This window comes from Nostoc sp., assembly GCF_036919615.1.
GTDB lineage: Bacteria > Cyanobacteriota > Cyanobacteriia > Cyanobacteriales > Nostocaceae > Nostoc.
This window is the reverse complement of sequence record NZ_JBALCN010000097.1, coordinates 142,386-163,191: the sequence shown is the minus strand read 5'-3', so window position 1 is coordinate 163,191 and position 20,806 is coordinate 142,386. Positions and strand designations below refer to the sequence as shown.

The following is a 20,806-nucleotide window of genomic DNA, read 5'->3' as shown; positions in this document are numbered from 1 at the left end:
AGATTCTCCCGTTTCTTGGTGTCGCTGGCGGTGCGATTTCATGTTACTCTAACGGCACTTAGTGCTGATAACTCGGATAGCAGAGCTAAAAATCACAGTTAAGGATAATCCTGACCCAGAAGCAATTCGGCTCTTGATCAGCAATCTGGTGGAATATAACAACGATCATCAACTAGAGAAAGACGAATACCAGCCATTGGCTATCTGGCTGCGAGATCCTAGCAGCACAATTGTTGCTGGATTAGTTGGTAAAACACAATAGACATCTGGTGAAATTAAATATGCGTTATCCACAACCCTTGTAGAGACGCGTTAGCGCAGCAAGAGGAAGCCCAGTCCAATTTCGCGTCTCTACATTCTTTTCCAAAGATGTCTAATGGGGATGGTGTCTCGTGTGTCTCGTTAAGAATATCTGACTGGGAATGCCTAATTGGGGGGCTGCCGCCTCAAGTTGGTGTTGGGTTTCGTTCCTCAACCCAACCTCAGAATATTTTTCTTTTTTCAGAGGAATAAAAGAGCGCTAAAAGATTTCCCCCAAGATATAAACGGTGTTTTTGACAATTTTTAAATATAGAGCGACAAATCAGTCAATAATCAGTTAAGAATAGAATGAGTTAGGTAAGCCATGAATAGGCGATCGCTAGCTTCGTCTACTCGATAAACCCGACTTAGGATCTTCCTCTGTTACAAGGTTGGGGTTTAAACAAACGTTAATTTACCTTTGGTTTCAATGCAACTCGAAGAAGTCTTTATAGTCTTTTTATATAAAATTTATTAAATCTTTTTATTTTTTAACACAAGTATTTTACATCTCGATTAACTTATACTATACGATCACAGATAAACAATTGTCTTTTAGTATGGAATATTATTGCCAAAAACTGCCAAATCATTGAAACTCATTCTGTGGACATAGAATATTTTTAGCTCAAATATTTTTAGACAATTTGATAGTACTTAAGTATTAAACTTGTGAGATAAAATCTAGATGTTGACTTGCTATTATACTAAACACAAAGAGTTAGAAAAACGGCAAGACTAAAATAAATTAACTTTTGGTCTTAATCTTATAACTGAATATTATGCGTTAAATTTTAGGTAATTATTTAAATTAAACTTAGGACAAATTAAGCTAGTAATAATCAATCAAAACTCCCTTGTGCTAAATTTGTAAATTAGATAAATCATAATTTTTGTCCATTAGCATATTCCGAGATACTAATTTACTTTTGCTATTGCCAATTGGCTATTAAAAATGTCTGAATTGCCTTTTACAAATGTGGATACAAATATTTTCATCTAATGATTCATACTTATTACAGTGGGTGACAATATCCACAATTTGCAATTTCTGGGTTAACCGGAAACTGAATCTGGCAGTTGATCAGCATAAAATAGTTGTAGCGTCTGGCAATACGTCTTAAAGGATGGCTTAAAAGTCTAAATTTATACTGTTTGTGGTAAGTATAAATTGCCTGCCACCGTTTATTAAGGTTTTGAGGAGATTGAAAACTGCATGAAAAAGCAATTGTCACAGAACTGGATTATTTCTAAATCTTGGCTACGTTTTTTAATCATCATTTTATTAGTAATAGGTGTATTTTTTCGCTTTGTCAATATTGACAAAAGAATTTATTGGGGTGATGAAGTTTTCTCATCATTACGCATTTCTGGCTATATGCAGCCAGAAATGATTGAGCAGTTAAGTAATGGTCGTTTAATCAGCATAAAAGATTTGCAGAAATATCAGTATCCCAATCCTGAAAAAGATACAATTGATACAATTAAAGGGGTTGTTTTAGAAGACTCACAGATTTTGCCGTTATATATTTTGATGGCCCGGTTTTGGGTAGAGTTGTTTGGCAATTCTGTAGCAGTGACAAGAAGTTTTTCGGCATTTATTAGTCTGCTCACTTTTCCTTGTCTTTATTGGCTATGTCAAGAATTATTTAAGTCTTCACTAATAGGGTGGATAGCGATCGGGTTGGTAGCTGTTTCACCTGTTCATGTCGTGTATGCACAAGAAGCACGAGCATACAGTTTATGGATAGTAGCGATCTTAATATCGAGCCTAGCACTGCTGCGAGCCATGCGCCTTAAAACAAAGGTTAGTTGGTGCATTTATACAGCAACATTAGTACTAGGGTTTTATAGTCATATCCTTTTTACCTTTGTTGCTCTTGCACAGGGAATTTATGTAGTTGCAATCGAACGCTTCCGATTCAGCAAAATATCGATTTCTTACCTGCTATCATCGTTTGCAGGGTTTATAACTTTTGTCCCTTGGCTGTGGATTATTATTACTAACCCTCAGCCAGAAGCAGTAACTTGGGCGAATATTAAACAACCATTATTTTCATCAGTTGCAAGGTGGGCTGGTATCTTTAGTCGGACATTTCTTGATTTAGGTATTAGCCCTAGCGATCCAGGAAAACTTAAGATTGCTTTAATTCCTTTTATTTTAATTATTTTAGCTATTATCAGCTACTCAATTTATTTTCTTTGTCGAAGAACCTCTAAAGAAGTTTGGTTATTTGTCTTAACCTTGATTGGATCTATAGGGCTTCCCCTACTGGTAGTAGATTTTGTCTTTCAAAAGCGATATGCAACTAGTCGATATACACTTCCTTCAGTTTTAGGTATACAGTTAGCTGTTGCTTACCTATTTACCACTAAGCTCACGTCTATTTATACTAAAATTTGGCAAAAAAAGCTCTGGTCATTTGTAGCGGTTATGGTAATTATGGGCGGAGTTATATCTTGTATCATCCACTCTCAAGCCCGGATTTGGTGGAACCAACTCCCTGAAAGATACCAAGAATATCCGAAAATTGCTAATATTATTAGTCAAGGGAATAAACCGCTTTTAATTACTGATGATAGCATAATCCCATCAATACAAATACTTGGTCACTTAGTTGCTCCAAAAGTGCAATTGCAAATTGTAAAACCAAATAAGTTACCAGAGATTACTAATGGCTTTAGTGACATATTCTTGTTCAGACCCTCTGACTTCTTAAAAGCTGGAATCGAGAAAATTTATAACTCAAAGTTACAGCAGATAAACGACTTACTCTGGAAAATAATAAAATCCACTTAAACCCAAAATACAGGTGCATCTAGCGTTTGGAAGACTGCAATGCGGAACCTAAAAGCAGACAGTTAGCATTTGAATATCGTTCGGAGGTTAAAAATTAATATCAATTAGCTTAATAAGTGGCACAATTAGAGCCAAAATATACTTTAATTAAACCCATGATTTAAGTATATACTCATATGGCTGCGGCTTATGTCATTGCCTCTTGACCACCCGCTAAAATTTGAAATCAGACTGCCATCTTCCCATCCTCAGTTATTAGAAGGACTGGACATATGGCTGCGCTTAGGTTTGATATCCGACACCCAAGTTAGGCAGCTATGCCAAGAGTTTCTCGTCTGTACGGTGGTGTTGCAACCCCAGGCTGAAGCTGAAACAAAGGTAGCGTTTGTAACTTCTGAACCTGTGCAGCAGTCGCCTGTAGCAGCTTTACAATCTAGTAGCCGTAGACAACCGCAACAAAAACCAGCTAAACCCAACTTTCTCAGCACAATGTTGCTGTCCTTGGGGGCAGAACTGAGTGTGCGTTGGCTGCTTTTTCTAGGGGTATTCCTAGTAGTGGTGTCTTCTGGGGTACTGGCTGCGAGTCAGTGGGAGAGGTTTCCTGCTTCTGGACAGTATGGAGTTTTATTTGCTTATACTTTGAGTTTCTGGGGATTAAGCTTTTGGGCGACTAGGCAAAGCAACCTCAGATTGACGGCTCAGACATTGCTGATTGTCACCCTTTTGTTAGTCCCAGTAAACTTTTGGGCAATGGATAGCTTTCGGTTGTGGCAAAATCCTCTGGATTGGATTGTAGTTGCGATCGCCTGTCCTGCTCTTACTGCTATAACTTTTTTACTCTTCAAAAATCGGACTATTTTTGCCAATTTACATACCCGCAAATTACCTCTAGCAAATATTTTGGGGCTGAGTTATCTGCATTGGGGTTGGCAATTAAAAGGATTTCCCTTAATTGCTGTTTATGTGGCAATGATCGGCACAACTATTATTACCCTCTATCACAATCTTTACCAACAGCCTAATCCGATCAGCGAGGAAGATCAGCGCGATGTCTACGACGGGCTACGCCTACGCCGCAGGTTAAGTATTAGTTTACCTGCGGCTGTAATTATTTATGCTTTAATAATCCTGCTAGTGCGGGCAATTTTTGTTGCTGGGGTAGATGTTACGCAGTTGGGGTTAGCTATTGGCATTTGCGGCTGGTTGGTGACTTGGTTAGCAGAGCGAGTTGGGGAAGCAGGGGAGCAGGGGAGCAGGGGAGCAGGGGGAGCAGGGGGAGCAGAGGAAGTAACAGTAATATTCTCCCCATTTCCCTCATCCCTCTTACTCTGGGAAAAACTCGGTGGCATTTTAATCTTCCTGGGTTGGCTGGTTTCGGTAGTAAATTATCCCTGGCAAGCAATAGCTGTGAGTGGCTTGGGTTTGTGGTTTGTGGGAAGTTGCTTGCAGCGGTACAGTTTAAAGGCTGACTTAGCAGCAGTTTTTGTGATCGGCTTACAGACAATTTGGCTCTTTTGGCGGTTAATACCTGATAACTTACAGAAATGGGCGATCGCAACTGGCACTCAACTCACCAATTCTCAAAATGAACCTTGGGCGTTACTGGGGGTAGCTTTATTTCCCTACGTAATTTTGATGGTGGCGCTTACAGATAGCCTATATCGCAGCCAAAAGCGAGAATTGGCTAAGTTTGGCGAACTGCTCACCCTCTTACTTGGAACTTTTTTAACAACGATCGCTATAGTAAATCCCCCATTGCGAGCCCTAAATCTGCTATTTTCCACAATCACTCTGGCATTCGTCACTCAACGCCGCTCCCCCTCATCCCTTCCTCTAATATATCTAACTCACATCATCGGGGTGCTGACATTTTGCTCGACGATTAATTGGTTATTACCAACCCTAACTCAACAAGCCTGGGCAAGTATTTTATTAGCTCTGATGGTTGCAGAATGGCGATTTAGCCTGAGCGAAGGTTTATGGGAACATAGTGCATGGGACATTGGTTTAGGACTAGCCGCCGCTAGTTTTTTCCTATTGTGGATCAATGCAGAATCATCTTGGTATGGTATAGCTGATAGCCGAGCTGATTGGGGACTCATCTGGCTAGTTACGCCTATAGCTCTTACGGGTGTTGCCAATGCCACAATTATAGAGCGTCGGACTACTAGCCGTTACTTGAGTGTCTTGACTGTAGGAGTTGCCCAATTACTTACTTTACAGCTACCAGGAACCAGATTAATCGGTTTGGCTGTGGCTGCCGGATTGATGTTCGCAAATACGCGCTATTTGCGAAACCAAACATCTGCGGTAATTACAGAAGGATTTGTTCTGAGTTTTATTGGGGCGCTGCTATGGACAGGTGTGCCTGGTTTACCTCGCCTGGCGCTAGCAGGTTGGTTTGTCGCCGGAGCGATCGCAACCCTAACTCTATGGTTAGCACAGACAGTTTTGAGCCGACGGGGTAGCGAATTAGCACTTATATATGCAGCCGCTAGTGATAAATGGGCGATCGCATTGTGTGGTTTTGAGTTGTTGAGTTTGACGCTGCACTCAGTGCTGATTTACCGAGGGTTTACTACTTCCGGTTTTTTGTACTTAATTGCCACTGCTATTACCTTGGCAGCCATTGTTTATCGCAGTTGGCGTGAACCGACAAATTGGGCATTTTATGGCATTGGTTGGTGTTTGGAATTGTTGATTGCCCAGGTGCTAGGGTTTGGGGAACGCTCAATTATTAAAATAGCGATTGCAAATATCGCCTTAGGTTTAATTGCTCAACTTGTCGGAGAGTGGTGGCAACGACGACATCAATTAGAAAGGCTTCCCAGCAGTTTTCACATTTTGCCATTAATTTATGGTGCATTCGGTGTATTACTGCGTTTGGACACCTTCACCGAGTGGACTGGTTTGTGTTCTTTGGGTGTAGCTTTAATTATCATTGGCGTGGGGCGACGGCACGAGAACTTTAAACCCCTGCTGTATTTAGGAATCATTGGTGTATCAATTTCTGCCTATGAACTTTTGTTCTATCAAATGTTACAAGCTTCAGGAGGAGCATTAGGTGATGGATTGATAGCCATGTCTGCACTTGGTACTAGTATCATGTATGCTTACCGCATTCTGTCGCCTTGGCTTGTCAGCTACTTACGCCTAACTTCCCAAGAACTGAAAGGAATTGCTCATATTCACTGGGCTTGGAGTAGTTGCTTATTAATGGCTGCCATTCCTCTTCCCATCGGAGTTAACCGTTTGGTGGGATTGGCAACTGGGGTATTTTTGATTCGCTATGCCATCTTTCAGGGACGAAATTCGCGCACTTCCCCCAGTATTTTGGCAGGAATTACAATAGCCGAGATGTGGGTTTACCTTGGCTTATTAGAGGTAGCCGGCATGAGAATTTATTGGCGCGAGACAGCAGTAGGAAAATTTTGGGCTGGGCCGTTAGTTCCTTGGAACGGTGCGATCGCCTGTGTGGTAGCCTATTTTCTGTACATCCTACCTTGGGAAAGTTGGGGTTGGTCTAAAAGACCTTGGCAACAAGCTGCCTACATCGTACCACTGATCATTTTATGGGAAACCAGAGTGCGAGTTTACCCCATTACCTTGCTACTCGCAGCTGGATTCTACATCTTCCTCGCAAAAGTGGGTGAAAACATCCGTTTTACCTATATTAGTGTGGCGTTGATTAATTGGGCGCTTTACCGTTGGTTTAATTCCTTACATCTAACTGATGCTTTATGGTATGTAACACCCATTGGATTATCACTGCTTTACATTGCTCAAGTCGATTCCCAACTAAAACTACCAGACTATAAAGTATCTCGTCATATTCTGAGAGTGCTAGGTAGTGGTTTAATTTGTGGGTGGGCAATTTTCTTTGATCAAGATACAGCCTGGATACCGGGAATTTTTAGCCTCATCGCCATTTTTGCCGGATTAGCTTTGCGAGTCCGGGCTTTTCTCTACATTGGTACAGCCACTTTTTTAATCACTACAATCTATCAATCGGTAATTTTCAGTTTGCAGTACTCTTTTTTAAAATGGATTGTTGGCTTGCTTGTTGGTATCTTACTGATTTACATCGCCGCCAATTTTGAAACTCGTCGCGCTCAAATAACTTCCTTAATTCGTAGCGCCATTGATGAATTTCAATCATGGGAATAGCGGTAGTTAGATTAATTCGTAATTCGTAATGACGCTCTTTACGAGTATAACTATTTTCGTCATTGGCAACGTTTAGGAGTAGGGCAAAAAATTCACACACAATTGCAACGCCAAGTTCGTGAAAGTATAAATAAAAAATAAGAGCCAACTGCTGCCATCATTGATAGCCAATCAGTGAAGACGACAGAAAAAAGGGAGGTATATCAGTAAACCACAAACTTTTGGGAATGAATCTTAAAATAAGGGTTTCAGCCCTCATGAACCAGGAGTATTCATCATTGGTTTAAGAGCGATGTCTACGACGGGCTATTCGGCGTCGCTTTAAAGTCGCTAGTGCCATCGGCTGAAATGCTCAACTTCAGGTTGATTTGTAGTATGCTTGGATTTGAAATGATTCACGAATGCCATAAGTCATGTTTATGAGGCTTGATTTAATTTTGTCGCCAGAGTACCTTCAGCGGTGTTTACAAATGTGTCTCTATCTTGAATAATTGCTTGGGGTATTAAAGTAGCGGAGTGGGTGCTAATTCCTGGCAGCTTTTTGATAGCAGTACCAATCGCCATAAACTCGATAATCCCACTACCTAACTGATAAACATAAGTTTTAATACCAATTACTTGATCAGCGCCACTATTACGAGCATCTGTGGCGATGTGGGCGATAGCTTGTTCGCGTGCTTCGTAAATTAATGTAGTCAATTCATTAATTTCACCACGGACAAAGGACTTGAAGGCTGATGTGATTCCCCCAACAAAACCAAGAGAATATACGGAAACACCCAAAACCAACTTTAGGGGCATATAACCCAGGTTAATCAGGTTCCACATTTCCTGATTAGTTAAATCGCTGGTAATGAGACTATGACTAAAACCAGAGGTAAGGATGGGATGGTAGGAAGCAGTACCAATCATCACCATCTCTTGCATCCCGGCAAAGGGAATAATTGATGTCTGAATTCCTACCACAGCATTAGCACCTGCATTCTGGGCTTCAGACTGAATTCGCTTTAAGGCTAAGTGACGGGTTTGGTTGAATATTTCAGAGAATTCTTTAATTTCTCCCCGTTTTAAACTTTTGAGAGAGCCAAGTATTCCACCACCTAATCCAATGGAGTAGGCAACATTGCCAAAGACAAACTTTTTCGGTGTAAATCCTGCATCTATTTGGCAGTAGAGTTCCTGTCCGTCAGCTGAGGTAGAAAATTCCAATTTTTCAGCTTTTTCCTCACCTTGGTGAACACAGGAGCCAATCGAGAGGAATTCTACATTGCCGACTTGTTGGATTAACTCATTATTAACACCTGTGATGCCAATTCCGCCATGCCTTTGGGCTTCAGCCAACATCCGGGCATAAGCTTTTTGCCTTCCTTCATGAATTATGCTGGTGACTTCGCTGACTTCTCCACCGACAATCGTTTTCAGTCCTGATGCAATTCCCCCAATTACCCCCAGTGAAAAGACACTGTTCCCAATGACTAAATCTCCCGGATACATACCCTGTTGTCGAAGACAGAAGATTTCATTGCCAGACAGTCCGCTGATTGCAACCATGCCTTTGACTCCAGTAATTTAGATGAGTCTATGATAATACCGTTGAAAAAGGGGGTTAATCATTAGTTATAAATTATTACTCATATTCGCGCTCATAACTAGAGAGTGCTGCTGACTCTAACGCACCCAGAAATCCAGTTAAAGGGAAAGAGGCGTTTTCAGTCAAACTCCTCGGCCATAGTCAGTAACCAAATCTGTAGCCATTAAACATCTCCAGTGTTGTGAAATATTTCTGAAAGAATAAATAAAAGTGCGATCGCGCCCTAAAGAAGATAATAGTAGAAATAAAGCATAATAATTTCGAGTTCAGCACCTGATAATTTCGCGGTGTTGGCTGCGCTCGCCTATTTATTATGCTTCAATGGTCTTTTTCAGTGTGCATTGGCACAACCAACACTTTATCTACTCGGTTTCCATCCATACTAACTACTTCAAAGCATAATCCCGCCCACTCAAAACGTTCAGCAACCAAGGGAATATGTCCAAGCTGGTTAACGACAAATCCCCCTAAAGTTTGATAGTTGACCCCTGCGCCTGGTAACAACTTTCTAACGTCTAAAATTTCTTTGAACTCGTCAATCGGTAACAGTCCATCTAATAACCAAGACCCATCTTCACGCTGCACCACATCGGGGTCAGCTAGCTCTTCACTAGTTGGGATATCACCTACTATCGCTTCTACAATATCAGTGATTGTAACCAGACCCTGTGTCACGCCATATTCATCTACGATTAAAGCAAGGTGAGTAGCAGATTTCTTAAATAACTCCAAAAGTTTCAAAGCCTTCATGCTTTCCGGCACATATAAAAGTGGTTTTAATAAGACTTGCAGTTCAATGGGTTGAGTTGGATTTTGGGCTAAAAATTCTTTGGTTTGCACGATACCTAGCAAGTTATCAAGGCTCTGTTGACCGACTGGGAAGAAAGAATGAATACTTTCGATGACTTGGCTGCGGATTTTTGACAACGGGTGATCAATGTCAAGCCAAACCATCTCTGTACGTGGTGTCATAAATGCACTGACTTGTCTGTTACCAATGCTAAACACTCGCTCTACTACGTCTTGTTCTGCTTCTCCCAATAGACCCCCTTCATGACTAGCCGCCACTAAAAGTTTCAACTCTTCAGTGGAATGAAGCAATTCTTCGCTACTTCCTGGTTCCAAGCCTACAAGCTTAAGAACAAAATTTCCTAAACTATTCAAAGCTTGGACAGCGGGGCGAAATATCGCTAAGTATAGTTCTAAGAGATTGATAACCGCGAAGGCAGTTCTTTCCGTGCGTTGGAGTGCTAAACTCTTCGGAGCCAATTCTCCCAAGACGATGTGGAGAGACGTGATGATTGTGAAGGCAATCAGTGCTGATAAGGTATGGGCGCTAGTTTGCGATAAAGATTTTGGCAGCCAGTGGAAAGCGGGTTCGACGAGTACAGCAATTGCTGGTTCTCCAAGCCAACCCAAGCCCAAGGAGGATATGGTAACGCCAAGTTGGGTAGCTGCTAGATAAGCGTCCAAGTTGTTCACTGCCCGTTGTAAAGCTTTTGCACGGGGATGGGCTTCTGCAACCAGCTGCTCGACACGACTACGGCGGAGTGCAACTAAGGCAAATTCAGCTGCCACAAAGAATCCGTTGGCTATCACCAAGAAAAGCACGGATAGCAATTTGCCCGCAGTAAGCCAACTCAATGGATTGTTCATGACTATCTATTGTAGCTGTAGCCTTTGATTTTACCAGCTGTGTTAAAACAGTTCTTTTTTATGTTTAAGAGTACTTTTTTTAACTGTTTGATAACGAATTTTATGCGCACGTAGTTCTCCAGTAGGCTAGCCAGGAGACTTTCCACGGGTTTTGGGTAGGTATACCAATTGTGGCGAAAATTGCACTCATCGCTTAAGCAAGCCGTCCTGGGCCAACTTAGACTGTTTCTTCTGCCAAGCATCTGAAAATCGAAGTTTTTATAACCTATCAATCCCAATTTTGAGACTCATGGAAGTTTTCTAACTTGTAAAGGGAAAACTAAGGTTATAGGACTAGCTTTTTCAAGGTGACTCATAAAATCTCTTGTTTTCTCAGCGCTCTCTGTGCCTCTGTGGTTCAAAAATAGTTTATTTTACCGCAGATATATAGAAAACACAGAGATAAGAGGTTAAAGAAGAATTTATGGACTAAGATTTCCACCAACCTTGAAAGGGCTAGTACTAGGTTATATCCTTGAGGAGAAAATCATATGAGTCAAGAATGCTTCAACAAAAATAACCTAATAGGGAAAACACCTGAACACGCTCTGAGTTTATTAGAAGGAACAAAGTACTGTTTCTTAGGATTAGTCACACAAAAGACCAAGTATCTAGCACCAAAAACAAATCTGGAAAACCCTACAGTCTATGCTGTAATCACAAATGGATTAATAAGTGAGATTGTATCAACTCTGAATCAAGAGAACTTACAATAGCCAAATTTTCCCCATTTCTAGCCATGCCTTCCCACCACACAAAGGGACGGCTTTTTTATGATTTTATAACGGAACCCAACTAAATCCAGTTAGAGAATAATCTGTTATGATTCATTATCTTGCTCCTGCCCAGACTTGATGTAGAACTCTCGGTTTGAATCGACAATCTGATAGCTGTTGGCTTCAATCCACTACAAAACTGCTGCGTAGGCTGAAGTGAGCGTTTTGTAACTACTGTCATCAACAAATGTACACTAAGAAATTTTCGGTTGCTGCCATATAATGAGTTTCAATTGAGAACAGTAGTAAGCCCTATTAATGATTTGGTCTTCGTGTTCAGCTATCCAATCATAAATTTGTACGGCTTTTGCTAATGCCACTTGTTCTGAACGATAAAGCCGAGGGGTGGGGCAGTAAGCTTGACCATTGATATGTATAGCTGCAATCTGCCAATAATCGCTCTCTGGTACAACTTCTAAAAACCCGTTACTGTAAGGCTCGATTATTCCTATATTCATCTACAACCATCAAACTTTCAACGAAGGGCACAACAAAGCTGATACCAGCCAATTCTTGCAAGTCTTTGCTGGAATCACAGGGAATGCAGTAGCAACCCCCACTAATCATTTTGTGTTCGTGGTCAATGGAAATCTGAATTATTGGTCACTTTTTTGCTAGTTGTCTTAGTACTAGTTTGGGCTTGATGGTCAAGCAATTTTGGATTTTGGACTTTCCTGCGGAACGTTACGCGTAGCTTGCTTCTCCGTTCGCGGAGCGTCTGTCTGCGACACGCTGCGCGAACGTAGAGAAGGAGTACGGCTACGCTCAGTCGAACGATTTTAGATTTTAAATTGAAAAGAGCAATCAAGTCAGGCGATGCACGCTCGCTAGCCGAAGTGGGCAAGTCAATTAATGCATAGACTCAGTCTTACAGGTGACTAGTCGTGAACTAGCTGCCTAGCGGGCACTATATCAAAAAATGTTTCCTTTTTGCCAGTAAATTTGCAATACGTATGATATTCTTGCTATGTGTTGAGTGCCATGCTGTAGCAGCCTTTTATTTTTTTTAGTCTTTTAATATTGTAGAAAAACTGGAAAAGTCGGACTTTGCCAATTCCTCATTATTCATGAACGCAACCATTGCCAATCCACAAAAATACTATACTCGTATCTTGAGCGTAGCTATAGCAGTTTTATTACTGTTACTGGGCATATTTGCCAGTATTGCCTACGGTGCTGCTGACATTGCCATTGCCAAAATACTTACCGCCTTTACCAACTTTGATGACTCCACCGAACACATAATTATCCGCTCGATGCGCCTACCGCGTACACTGATTGCAAGTATGGTCGGTGCTAGTTTGGCTGTAGCCGGGGCGTTAATGCAAGGACTGACTCAAAATCCCTTAGCTGCGCCTGGGATCTTGGGGATCAACGCAGGTGCAGCCTTAGCAGTGGTAGTAACGGTCTTTGGCTTGGGTACATCTTCACCAGCCTTGATTACTCTTGTAGCATTTTTAGGAGCATTGTTAGCAGCGATCGCAGTTTATTCTGTCGGTTCCTTGGGACAAGGGGGTGCAACACCACTGAACTTGACTATTGCTGGTGCAGTTCTAACTGCCTTGCTATCTTCAATTACCGCAGGCGTACTGATTTTGAGCTCACGCACTCTTGAAGAAGTACGCTTCTGGCTAGCAGGTTCTTTAGCCGGACGAGATTTCAATTTATTTCTGACTGTCCTGCCCTGGATGATAGTAGGGTTATTAACAGCTTTTGCCTTGAGTAGACAGATCAATGTCCTCAGCTTAGGAGAATCGGTAGCCACAGGCTTAGGTCAGCAAACAGGTTGGATCAAGTTGGCAACAGCATCGAGCGTTGTCATATTAGCCGGGAGTGCTGTAGCATTAGCAGGGCCTATAGGCTTTGTTGGTCTGGTAGTTCCTCATCTGGTACGGGGAGTGATCGGTGTTGATTATCGTTGGGTATTGCCTTGTGCAGCTGTGTTTGGTGCAGATTTAGTCGTATGGGCAGATTTAGCAGCCCGTTGGTTAATTAGACCCCAAGAATTGCCTGTTGGTGTGATGACAGCAATGTTAGGAGCGCCCTTTTTGTTGTATCTAGTGCGTTGGCGGGTGAAGAGAGGATGACAACAATTCAAAATTCCAAATTTAAAATTCTAAATTCAATACTCGGTAACCAGCCTGTAACTAGAGTATTATTGTTGCTCCTATTACTCACCCTCGCTGTCTTGGGGATCAGTCTCAGTTTGGGAGATTATCCTGTCCCACCAGCAGATATAGTTAAAGCTGTTCTTGGTTTACCAACAATAGATCCAGAATCTCCTTTTGTTGTTGTTACCTTACGTTTACCAAGAGTGTTAATCTCCTGGTTGGTAGGAGTTGGCTTGGCAGTTGCTGGTGCAATTTTACAAGGATTGACACGTAATCCTTTAGCTGACCCTGGCATTGTTGGAGTCAATGCAGGTGCAGCCTTAGCAGCTGTTACCTTAATTGTATTATTTCCGGCTGTACCGACTATGTATTTACCCTTTGCTGCCTTTGGTGGTGCTTTTGTTGTGGCGTGTTTGATCTACTTGCTAGCTGGGACAGGAGAAAAATCACCTCTGCGATTGGTTTTAGTGGGAGTAGCATTAGGAGCAATTATGGGAGCTTTTACGACTTTGATGCTAACTTTTGGTCAAATCAACGATGTTACTAGAGCGCTGGTATGGCTGGCGGGTAGTGTTGCTGGTAAAAGTTGGGAGCAAGTCTGGCAACTGCTACCTTGGATAGTCATCTTCGTTCCCTTAGCTTTACTGCTGGCGCGGGAACTTGATACTCTGCAACTGGGTGATGCAGTAGCTAAAGGACTCGGTAGCCGAGTCACATGGCAGAGGAGCAAATTATTGTTAGTGAGTGTGGCGCTAGCTGGATCAAGTGTGGCGATCGCCGGGACAATTGGCTTTGTTGGATTAATGGCTGCTCATTTGGCACGTAGACTTGTTGGGTCAATACATCAAAATTTACTGCCAGTTGCCGCTTTAATCGGGGGATTATTGGTAGCAGCAGCAGATTTTTTAGGTAGGACTTTATTTTCTCCGACAGAATTACCCTGTGGTTTGCTGACTGCTGCTTTGGGAGCGCCTTATTTTATCTATTTAATGTATCAAAGACGGCGGTTATAAAAAGTCAAATAGCTAGCTCGGTAAGTCCCCTTAGATGCAGTTAAATCACTCTTTTGTCAGCTGGTTAGCTGCTGACAACTGTCTTTTGTCATGCTGTGAACCAAAATACTCAGAGTAGGAGTAGTTGCGAACCGAGCGGGTATGCCATTCAGTAACAATAGCCTTACGGGTGAGTGATGGATTGGGTGCAGGCATAGTCCCATGAATTACGTTTGGATCAAACAGCACCACGTCGCCCTTATTAATCGAGAACGGAACTCTTGGTAGTCCTTGTGTTAAGGAAATCGTCTTCTGACAAACCACTTTCCAAATAGCTCGGTTTTCTAGAAATGCACTCTCTGAATCATTCAGCGACGGTGAGCGAAGCAGATCAAAAATCTCAGGATTGCTGCCCAGAACCTCGTCATAAATACGAAGACGCTCATTGTTGTGCGTTCCAGGTATGACATAAAACATTCCGCAGTCCGGATCGATGTCTTCGAGCGCACACCATGTACGACAGACCTGATCAGGTGGATCGCGGAACAACATCACTGTGTCTGAGTGCGGCTCACGGCCTCTCTCCCATAAGAGGATGTCTGAAAAGTTTTTTTGTATACACCTAACCCTTGGAGATCCCCCTAAATCCCCCTTAAAAAGGGGGACTTTGAGACTCTTATTCCCCCTTTTTTAAGGGGGGTTAGGGGGGATCAACAAATATTTGATACTTCTCAGACATCCTCTAAGGATGTAGAGCCGTATTTGAGTACCGCCTCTTCTTGGAAAAGGGCATTTAAATACTGACGAAGTGTGGGATCATTTCTAAGACTCTTTGTGGGTTCATGGTTATCATCTAGGGCAAGTGATTCCTCCCCAAAGGCTTTTTCGTTTTCCAATGGGTCTTTTCTCCAAGGAAATTTTTGATAAATGCCATGTCGGCGTTGAATTTCCTCACAAGCTGCTACATGAGCATCAATTAATTCTAAAGGCAGAATCTTTTCGAGTACGACGTAACCGTGCTTACGGTAGTGGTCGATCTAGTAGCTATTCGCTTCCTCACTGTTCATGATCATACATTTAGTAAAGATTAGTTTAAAAGTTTGATTGAGATTGACAGCTAGTTAAATTTATTACCTCAGCTTGAATGAAAATCGTAGAATATAATACCACTTCCAGAATTTTTACCAACTATATTGGTAAAAATCTTAATATTACATCAGTAGCGATCGCATTTTCTCAAAATTCCTGGTATATCGGTATTCCCGTTGCACCACACGTACCTAACGATCAACTGTTTTGATTGGTTACTCATTGGCAATCAAATTCTTTGAGATGATTTTGGAGAATTTCTTTGCTAGCAGTTCTAATTTGTCACCATTCTATTACCAAATATATTGGTAATAATAACCAATGGTTGGTATTATCTTAGCATTCATGTTGATCAAAGATAAAGGCTGATTGTTTTTGCGATCGCGCCCAAAATGACCTTTTTAAGTATTTACTCTCAATTATAAAGCGTCCTTGAAATCTACTAAATTACCTATTATAATGACACTCATTCTTTCACAAGCAGATTATTCAAAACTACTGTACCAAGCAGACATAATTCATAATAATGATATTTCAGATAGTTTTGATATTACCAGAAAGTATCAATTTGGAGAAGGGTATTGGCGACATATTCAGCTACGAGATGGCATATCCTTAGACATCTCCGATTATCAGCAGCCCAAATCATTAATTTTAAAATGTCATGAGCGAAAGCATCCATTAGAATTTCGATTCTTGGTTTTGCTAGAGAGCGAATTTAAAGACCTTGAGTTCAAGACTGGAGAATACTTTTTGAGTGGTAGTGGGATGGCATCTGAGTGTGATGTATTCGAGGCTAAATCACAGCGAATAGTAGAAGTAGCTGTTCACATACATCCAAATGCATTTCGCTACTTTACAGAAAATACATCTGGTAAACTTCCAAGAGAATTAGAACATCTTATTAGACGTTGGGATCAACCGACTTATGAACGCTATGGGACTCAAACTTCTGCAATACAAATAGCAGTACAACAAATTCTTCAATGTCCCTACCAAGGCTTTACTAAACAAATTTATCTTGAAGGTAAGATTTGGGAGCTAGTTGCAATGGTAGTTGATCAAGAAGTACAAATCAAGCAAGGTTGCTTCCAGATTAATCGACTTAAACCATCAGATATTGACTGCATCTATGATGTTAAGGAAATTTTGTTGAAACATTTAGACAACCCCCCCTCTCTTATCCAGCTAGCACGACAAGTTGGTTTAAATGATTGCACAATGAAGCAAGGCTTTAAGCAGATTTTTGGAACTACGGTATTTGGTTATCTGCACCACCGCCGGATGGAACTAGCCTATAAGCTGCTTATTGAAGGAAATATGAAAGTCACAGAAGTTGCACAGACAGTAGGCTATGCTAGCCTGCCTTCATTTAGTAATGCTTTTCGTAAGAAGTTTGGGGTAACTCCTAAGTCTTGCCAGAAATAAAAATTCCGGATGGAATAAAAAAATTCCGGCTCGAATAAGACGCAAATATTGAAAAGTTGTATATTTTTACAATAATTAGGTTGGTATAAACACATTTTTTCACCAACTTAATTAGTAACAGTACTTGGGAACTAGGAGCTGAGAAGGAAATTATACTTAATTGCCAATTTTAAGACTTAGTACCCGTTGAGGAGTGGATGTAAAATGTTCATTAAACTACAATATACTGCTGTTTGCTGGTTAATATCTGTTGTTTCTCTTACTTTAGCTAATCCAGCATATTCTCAACAAGCGTTAGTCAAAAAAACTTTAGTGCGTTCAGGTGAAGTTTTCCAAGAAATTCAAACATTGAATCAGTTAGAACTTCCTAAAACTAACGCTTCATATTTATGGAGAGTACCTAGAGAACAGAACAAACTTCTTGAACTTAGTCAAGCAACTACAGATGTGGTGTTAGTTACGGATGTGAAGGTTAACTCTACTGATAAAGGGATAGAGTTAATTTTAGTCACAGCTAATTCTCTTAAATTACAAGTTTTACCAAAGACTGAGGGTAATTCCTATATTGCAGATATCCCTAATGCCAAGTTGCAATTAAGAAGTGGGGATTTTAAACAAGAAAAGCCAGTAGCCGGAATTGCAGAAGTAACAGTTGCAAATGTAGATGCGAACACATTGCGAGTAACGGTGACTGGGGAAGCTTTTGCGCCTGCGGTGGAGTTGTTTGATAGTACAAAAGAAGGTTTAGTTTTTGGGGTGACTCCTAGTGCTTCCACTGCTCAACAGCCAACAACAACGCCAGAACAAAAACCATCTACAACAGAGCCAGAAAAGCCTATTGAGTTAAACGTGATAGCTCCACCAGATATTTATCGGATACCAGATGCAACTACTGCAACGAAAACAGATACACCATTGCGTGATATTCCCGCTTCGGTTCAGGTGATTCCACAGCAGGTTATCGAAGACCAACAACCGCGTAACTTAATTGGGATACTCAGAAATGCTGGCGTTGTCCAAAATAATTTTTCATCTCGAATTGAAGATACTTTTTTGATTCGAGGTTTTACAGCCAGAAATGTTTACAGAAACGGTGTGAAAGACCGCTTTGCAGATGTTGCTGCTTTTTCAAGTTCGCTGACAAATATAGATAGAGTAGAAGTTGTTAGAGGGCCAAACTCTGTAATTTACGGTCAAGTCAATCCAGGTGGGATCATTAATGTAGTTACTAAAAAGCCTTTGAGTCAACCTTACTATGCCTTAGAGGTAAGGCGTGGTGCTTATGAACTTTTTGAACCTTCACTTGACCTTTCTAGTCCTCTAACAAAAGATGGCAGTCTGTCGTATCGTTTAAACACTTCTTACAGAACCACAGAAGACTTTACTGATTTTTATAATGAAAAGCGTTTTTTCGTTTCGCCTGTTGTTAATTGGCGTATAGGGAAAAATACAAATCTAACTTTTGATTCAGAATATGAAGACATACAACAGTCGCTAGGTACTGGTGATGATCAGATTGCTAGTGCAACTATACTTCCTAACCCAAATGGCAAAATCCCTATTAACCGTTATTTAGGGGAACCGACTGATTTCCTTAACCGTCAGCTTAATAGATATAATTACAATCTAGAACATCGCTTTAACGATAACTGGTCTATTAGTAATTCATTTCAAGCTGCATTTTTAACCATTGATTTACGTGAAACAGATGTTTCCAGTCTACTGGAAGCAGACAACCGCACTGTCGAAAGAACACAGATTACTTATTCAAAGCCAACAGAGTATGAAGCTTATACTTTAGATACTCATGTTGTTGGTGATTTTAACACTGGTAGTATTAAACACAAAATATTGCTAGGGTTTGACTTATTTAGACAAACCCGAAGCACTGGTATAATTAGAACAGCTGCGGCCCCTCTTGATGTCTTTAACCCAGTGTATGGTCAACCACTAGGTGATACTCTTGGAAGAATTGATATCTACACCAGAGATGATGCTTTGGGCTTTTATCTTCAAGACCAAGTGACACTTGCCAATAACCTCAAACTGCTTGTGGGCGGACGTTATGACTTAGTAGAGAACGAGTATGCTAATCGGATTGCTTCAACGGCGAGTGTCCAGTCTGATTCTGCCTTTAGTCCAAGGGTAGGCATAGTTTATCAACCCATAACGCCTGTCTCCCTCTACGCCAGCTACAGCCGCTCTTTTGAACAAGTAACGGGTGCAGGTCGAGATAACAGCCTTTTTAAACCACAGCTGGGTACTCAGTATGAAGTGGGCGTTAAGACTGATTTATTCGATAACAAACTCTCAGCAACACTTGCTTTATATCAACTGACATTAACTAACATTTTGACTCCCGATCCTATTGATCCCGATAATTTTGAGGTGCAAACAGGAGAACAAAGAAGTCGGGGAGTAGAACTGAGTGTCACCGGAGAGATTCTTCCCGGTTGGAATGTGATTGGCTTCTACGGTTATACAGACGCACGCATTACCAAAGACAATGATCTTCCAGTCGGGAATCGAGTAGAAGGAGTACCAGAAAATGTCGCTAGTTTGTGGACAACTTACACCTTTAGTACTGGCTCTCTCAAAGGTTTTGGAGGTGGAATTGGCTTTAACTATGTTGGAGATAATAAACCAGATAATTTCGATACATATACGATCCCAAGCTACTTTCTTACCGATGCAGCTCTGTACTATCGGAATAATAACTTTAGCATTGGACTCAACTTGAATAACATATTTAATGTTCGATATTATGAAGCAAGCTTTGACTATCTCCAAAGAATTATTCCTGGTCGTCCGTATACAGCACAGTTGACAGTGAAGTGGGAACTTTAATGAGAACAACTCATTGGTTAACCAAGTGTTTTGTCCTATGCCTGCCCCTTTTAGGATTGCTTGCTGTGGTAGTGTGGCTAAACGGTTGTTTCTTTTTTAATTACCCAAAAGTTAGTCATGACAAAAGTGTTTTTTCTTTAAGTCAGGTTCGAGTCGTTCAGCACTTAATGGGTAAGACAATAGTTCCTGCTCATCCTCAACGAGTTGTTGTGCTTAGTGGTCGTTGTTTAGAAAATGCTTTGGCGTTGGGGATCAAACCTATAGCTGCCTCAAAGTTATTTGTCTCACAATTGCAGCGATTAGTAGGCCCGCTATCAGGTATTGAAGATGTAGATTGGCTCTCTCCTAGTATCGAAAAGATATTGGCTCTTAAGCCAGACCTAATTCTTGGTATGCATTTTCATCAAGATATTTATCCACTGTTATCACACATTGCACCCACTGTTTTGGCTCCTCCTGGAGCCAGTGGAGCTTGGAAAGAATCTTTTGCTTTCACAGCCAGTGTTCTGGGTAAAACTAAAACAGCCCAGCAGGTAATGGATAATTATTATGCACGTTTAAAACAGTTTAAAGCAAAAATGGGCGATCGCCTGAACACAACTTTAGTCTCGGTTGCCGAATTGCGTACTGATGCACTTTGGCTGTGGGCGAAGGCAAGTTTTTCAGGAGTTATTCTTAAAGATACGGGTGTTGCACGTCCTTACTCTCAAACTTTGGATAGTCAAGCAACCCTAAGTCTAGGGGGTGGCCCTGCTGCCTATGCTTTATCAGAAGAATTCTTGAGTGAGTTAGATGGGGATATTTTATTTCTAGTATCAGAAGACGCATTGGGCACAAGGGATTTACACCCAATACTTGAGCAACTGAAAACAGAACCGTTGTGGTCGAAGTTGAAAGTTGTCCAACAGGAAAAAGTTCATGAGGTGGGGTTTTACTGGGTTCAGTTTGGCCCCCTTGCAGCCAATCGGATGATAGACGATTTGGAGCGATATTTAGTTAAACAGCAATAA

At 41.2% G+C, this 20,806-nt stretch carries 16 protein-coding genes; 10 read left to right on the top strand and 6 right to left on the bottom strand.

Annotated elements, in window-relative coordinates:
* Nucleotides 1–61 precede the first annotated feature (61 nt).
* From V7K48_RS29205 to V7K48_RS29195, 3 genes are all read left to right on the top strand, one after another.
* On the top strand, nt 62–262 hold the full coding sequence (locus V7K48_RS29205; RefSeq protein ID WP_335077892.1) for a hypothetical protein: 201 nt from the start codon (nt 62–64) through the stop codon (nt 260–262).
* A gap of 1,254 nt (nt 263–1,516) precedes the next feature.
* On the top strand, nt 1,517–3,100 hold the full coding sequence (locus V7K48_RS29200) for a glycosyltransferase family 39 protein (RefSeq protein WP_335077890.1): 1,584 nt from the start codon (nt 1,517–1,519) through the stop codon (nt 3,098–3,100).
* Between the two features lie 189 nt (nt 3,101–3,289).
* Nucleotides 3,290–7,267, top strand: a complete 3,978-nt coding sequence (locus tag V7K48_RS29195; protein ID WP_335077887.1) for a DUF2157 domain-containing protein — start codon at nt 3,290–3,292, stop codon at nt 7,265–7,267.
* Nucleotides 7,268–7,684: 417 nt separating this feature from the next.
* Here the strand turns inward: V7K48_RS29195 and V7K48_RS29190 are convergent, their stop codons facing one another.
* Nucleotides 7,685–8,818 (bottom strand): heavy metal-binding domain-containing protein, encoded by a 1,134-nt coding sequence (locus V7K48_RS29190; RefSeq protein WP_335077885.1) that lies wholly within the window; start codon nt 8,816–8,818, stop codon nt 7,685–7,687.
* A gap of 358 nt (nt 8,819–9,176) precedes the next feature.
* Complete coding sequence (locus V7K48_RS29185; RefSeq protein ID WP_335077883.1) at nt 9,177–10,514, bottom strand: hemolysin family protein; 1,338 nt, start codon at nt 10,512–10,514, stop codon at nt 9,177–9,179.
* 530 nt (nt 10,515–11,044) lie between these two features.
* Here V7K48_RS29185 and V7K48_RS29180 point away from each other — a divergent pair.
* On the top strand, nt 11,045–11,269 hold the full coding sequence (locus V7K48_RS29180; protein ID WP_335077881.1) for a hypothetical protein: 225 nt from the start codon (nt 11,045–11,047) through the stop codon (nt 11,267–11,269).
* A 254-nt stretch (nt 11,270–11,523) separates the two neighbouring features.
* Here V7K48_RS29180 and V7K48_RS29175 read toward each other — a convergent pair whose 3' ends face one another.
* Nucleotides 11,524–11,787, bottom strand: coding sequence for a hypothetical protein (locus tag V7K48_RS29175; protein WP_335077879.1), 264 nt, complete (start codon nt 11,785–11,787; stop codon nt 11,524–11,526).
* Nucleotides 11,756–11,896 carry a hypothetical protein gene (locus V7K48_RS29170; RefSeq protein WP_335077877.1) on the bottom strand — a complete coding sequence of 47 codons (141 nt, stop codon included), beginning with the start codon at nt 11,894–11,896 and terminating at the stop codon, nt 11,756–11,758. The genes V7K48_RS29175 and V7K48_RS29170 overlap by 32 nt, the downstream gene beginning before the upstream one ends.
* Before the next feature lie 500 nt (nt 11,897–12,396).
* Here V7K48_RS29170 and V7K48_RS29165 point away from each other — a divergent pair, with 500 nt between their 5' ends.
* Nucleotides 12,397–13,416 carry a FecCD family ABC transporter permease gene (locus V7K48_RS29165; protein WP_335077875.1) on the top strand — a complete coding sequence of 340 codons (1,020 nt, stop codon included), beginning with the start codon at nt 12,397–12,399 and terminating at the stop codon, nt 13,414–13,416.
* Entirely contained in the window at nt 13,413–14,453 is a 1,041-nt protein-coding gene (locus V7K48_RS29160; RefSeq protein ID WP_335077873.1) for a FecCD family ABC transporter permease, read from the top strand. Before V7K48_RS29165 ends, V7K48_RS29160 begins: the two co-directional genes overlap by 4 nt.
* A 45-nt stretch (nt 14,454–14,498) precedes the next feature.
* On the opposite strand, the gene V7K48_RS29155 is transcribed toward V7K48_RS29160, so the two are convergent.
* Nucleotides 14,499–15,029 (bottom strand): phytanoyl-CoA dioxygenase family protein, encoded by a 531-nt coding sequence (locus tag V7K48_RS29155; protein WP_335078068.1) that lies wholly within the window; start codon nt 15,027–15,029, stop codon nt 14,499–14,501.
* A 134-nt stretch (nt 15,030–15,163) separates the two neighbouring features.
* Complete coding sequence (locus tag V7K48_RS29150) at nt 15,164–15,328, bottom strand: hypothetical protein (protein WP_335077871.1); 165 nt, start codon at nt 15,326–15,328, stop codon at nt 15,164–15,166.
* A 248-nt stretch (nt 15,329–15,576) separates the two neighbouring features.
* Here V7K48_RS29150 and V7K48_RS29145 point away from each other — a divergent pair, with 248 nt between their 5' ends.
* The 4 genes from V7K48_RS29145 to V7K48_RS29130 all read left to right on the top strand — a co-directional run bounded on the left by V7K48_RS29145 (nt 15,577) and on the right by V7K48_RS29130 (nt 20,806).
* Complete coding sequence (locus V7K48_RS29145) at nt 15,577–15,732, top strand: hypothetical protein (RefSeq protein WP_335077869.1); 156 nt, start codon at nt 15,577–15,579, stop codon at nt 15,730–15,732.
* A 248-nt stretch (nt 15,733–15,980) separates the two neighbouring features.
* Nucleotides 15,981–16,949: a helix-turn-helix transcriptional regulator gene (locus V7K48_RS29140; RefSeq protein WP_335077867.1), complete on the top strand. Its 969-nt coding sequence runs from the start codon at nt 15,981–15,983 to the stop codon at nt 16,947–16,949.
* 204 nt (nt 16,950–17,153) lie between these two features.
* The gene (locus V7K48_RS29135; protein ID WP_335077865.1) at nt 17,154–19,796 is read left to right on the top strand and encodes a TonB-dependent siderophore receptor; all 2,643 of its coding nucleotides are present in this window, start codon (nt 17,154–17,156) and stop codon (nt 19,794–19,796) included.
* The gene (locus V7K48_RS29130; RefSeq protein WP_335077863.1) at nt 19,796–20,806 is read left to right on the top strand and encodes an ABC transporter substrate-binding protein; all 1,011 of its coding nucleotides are present in this window, start codon (nt 19,796–19,798) and stop codon (nt 20,804–20,806) included. The genes V7K48_RS29135 and V7K48_RS29130 overlap by 1 nt, the downstream gene beginning before the upstream one ends.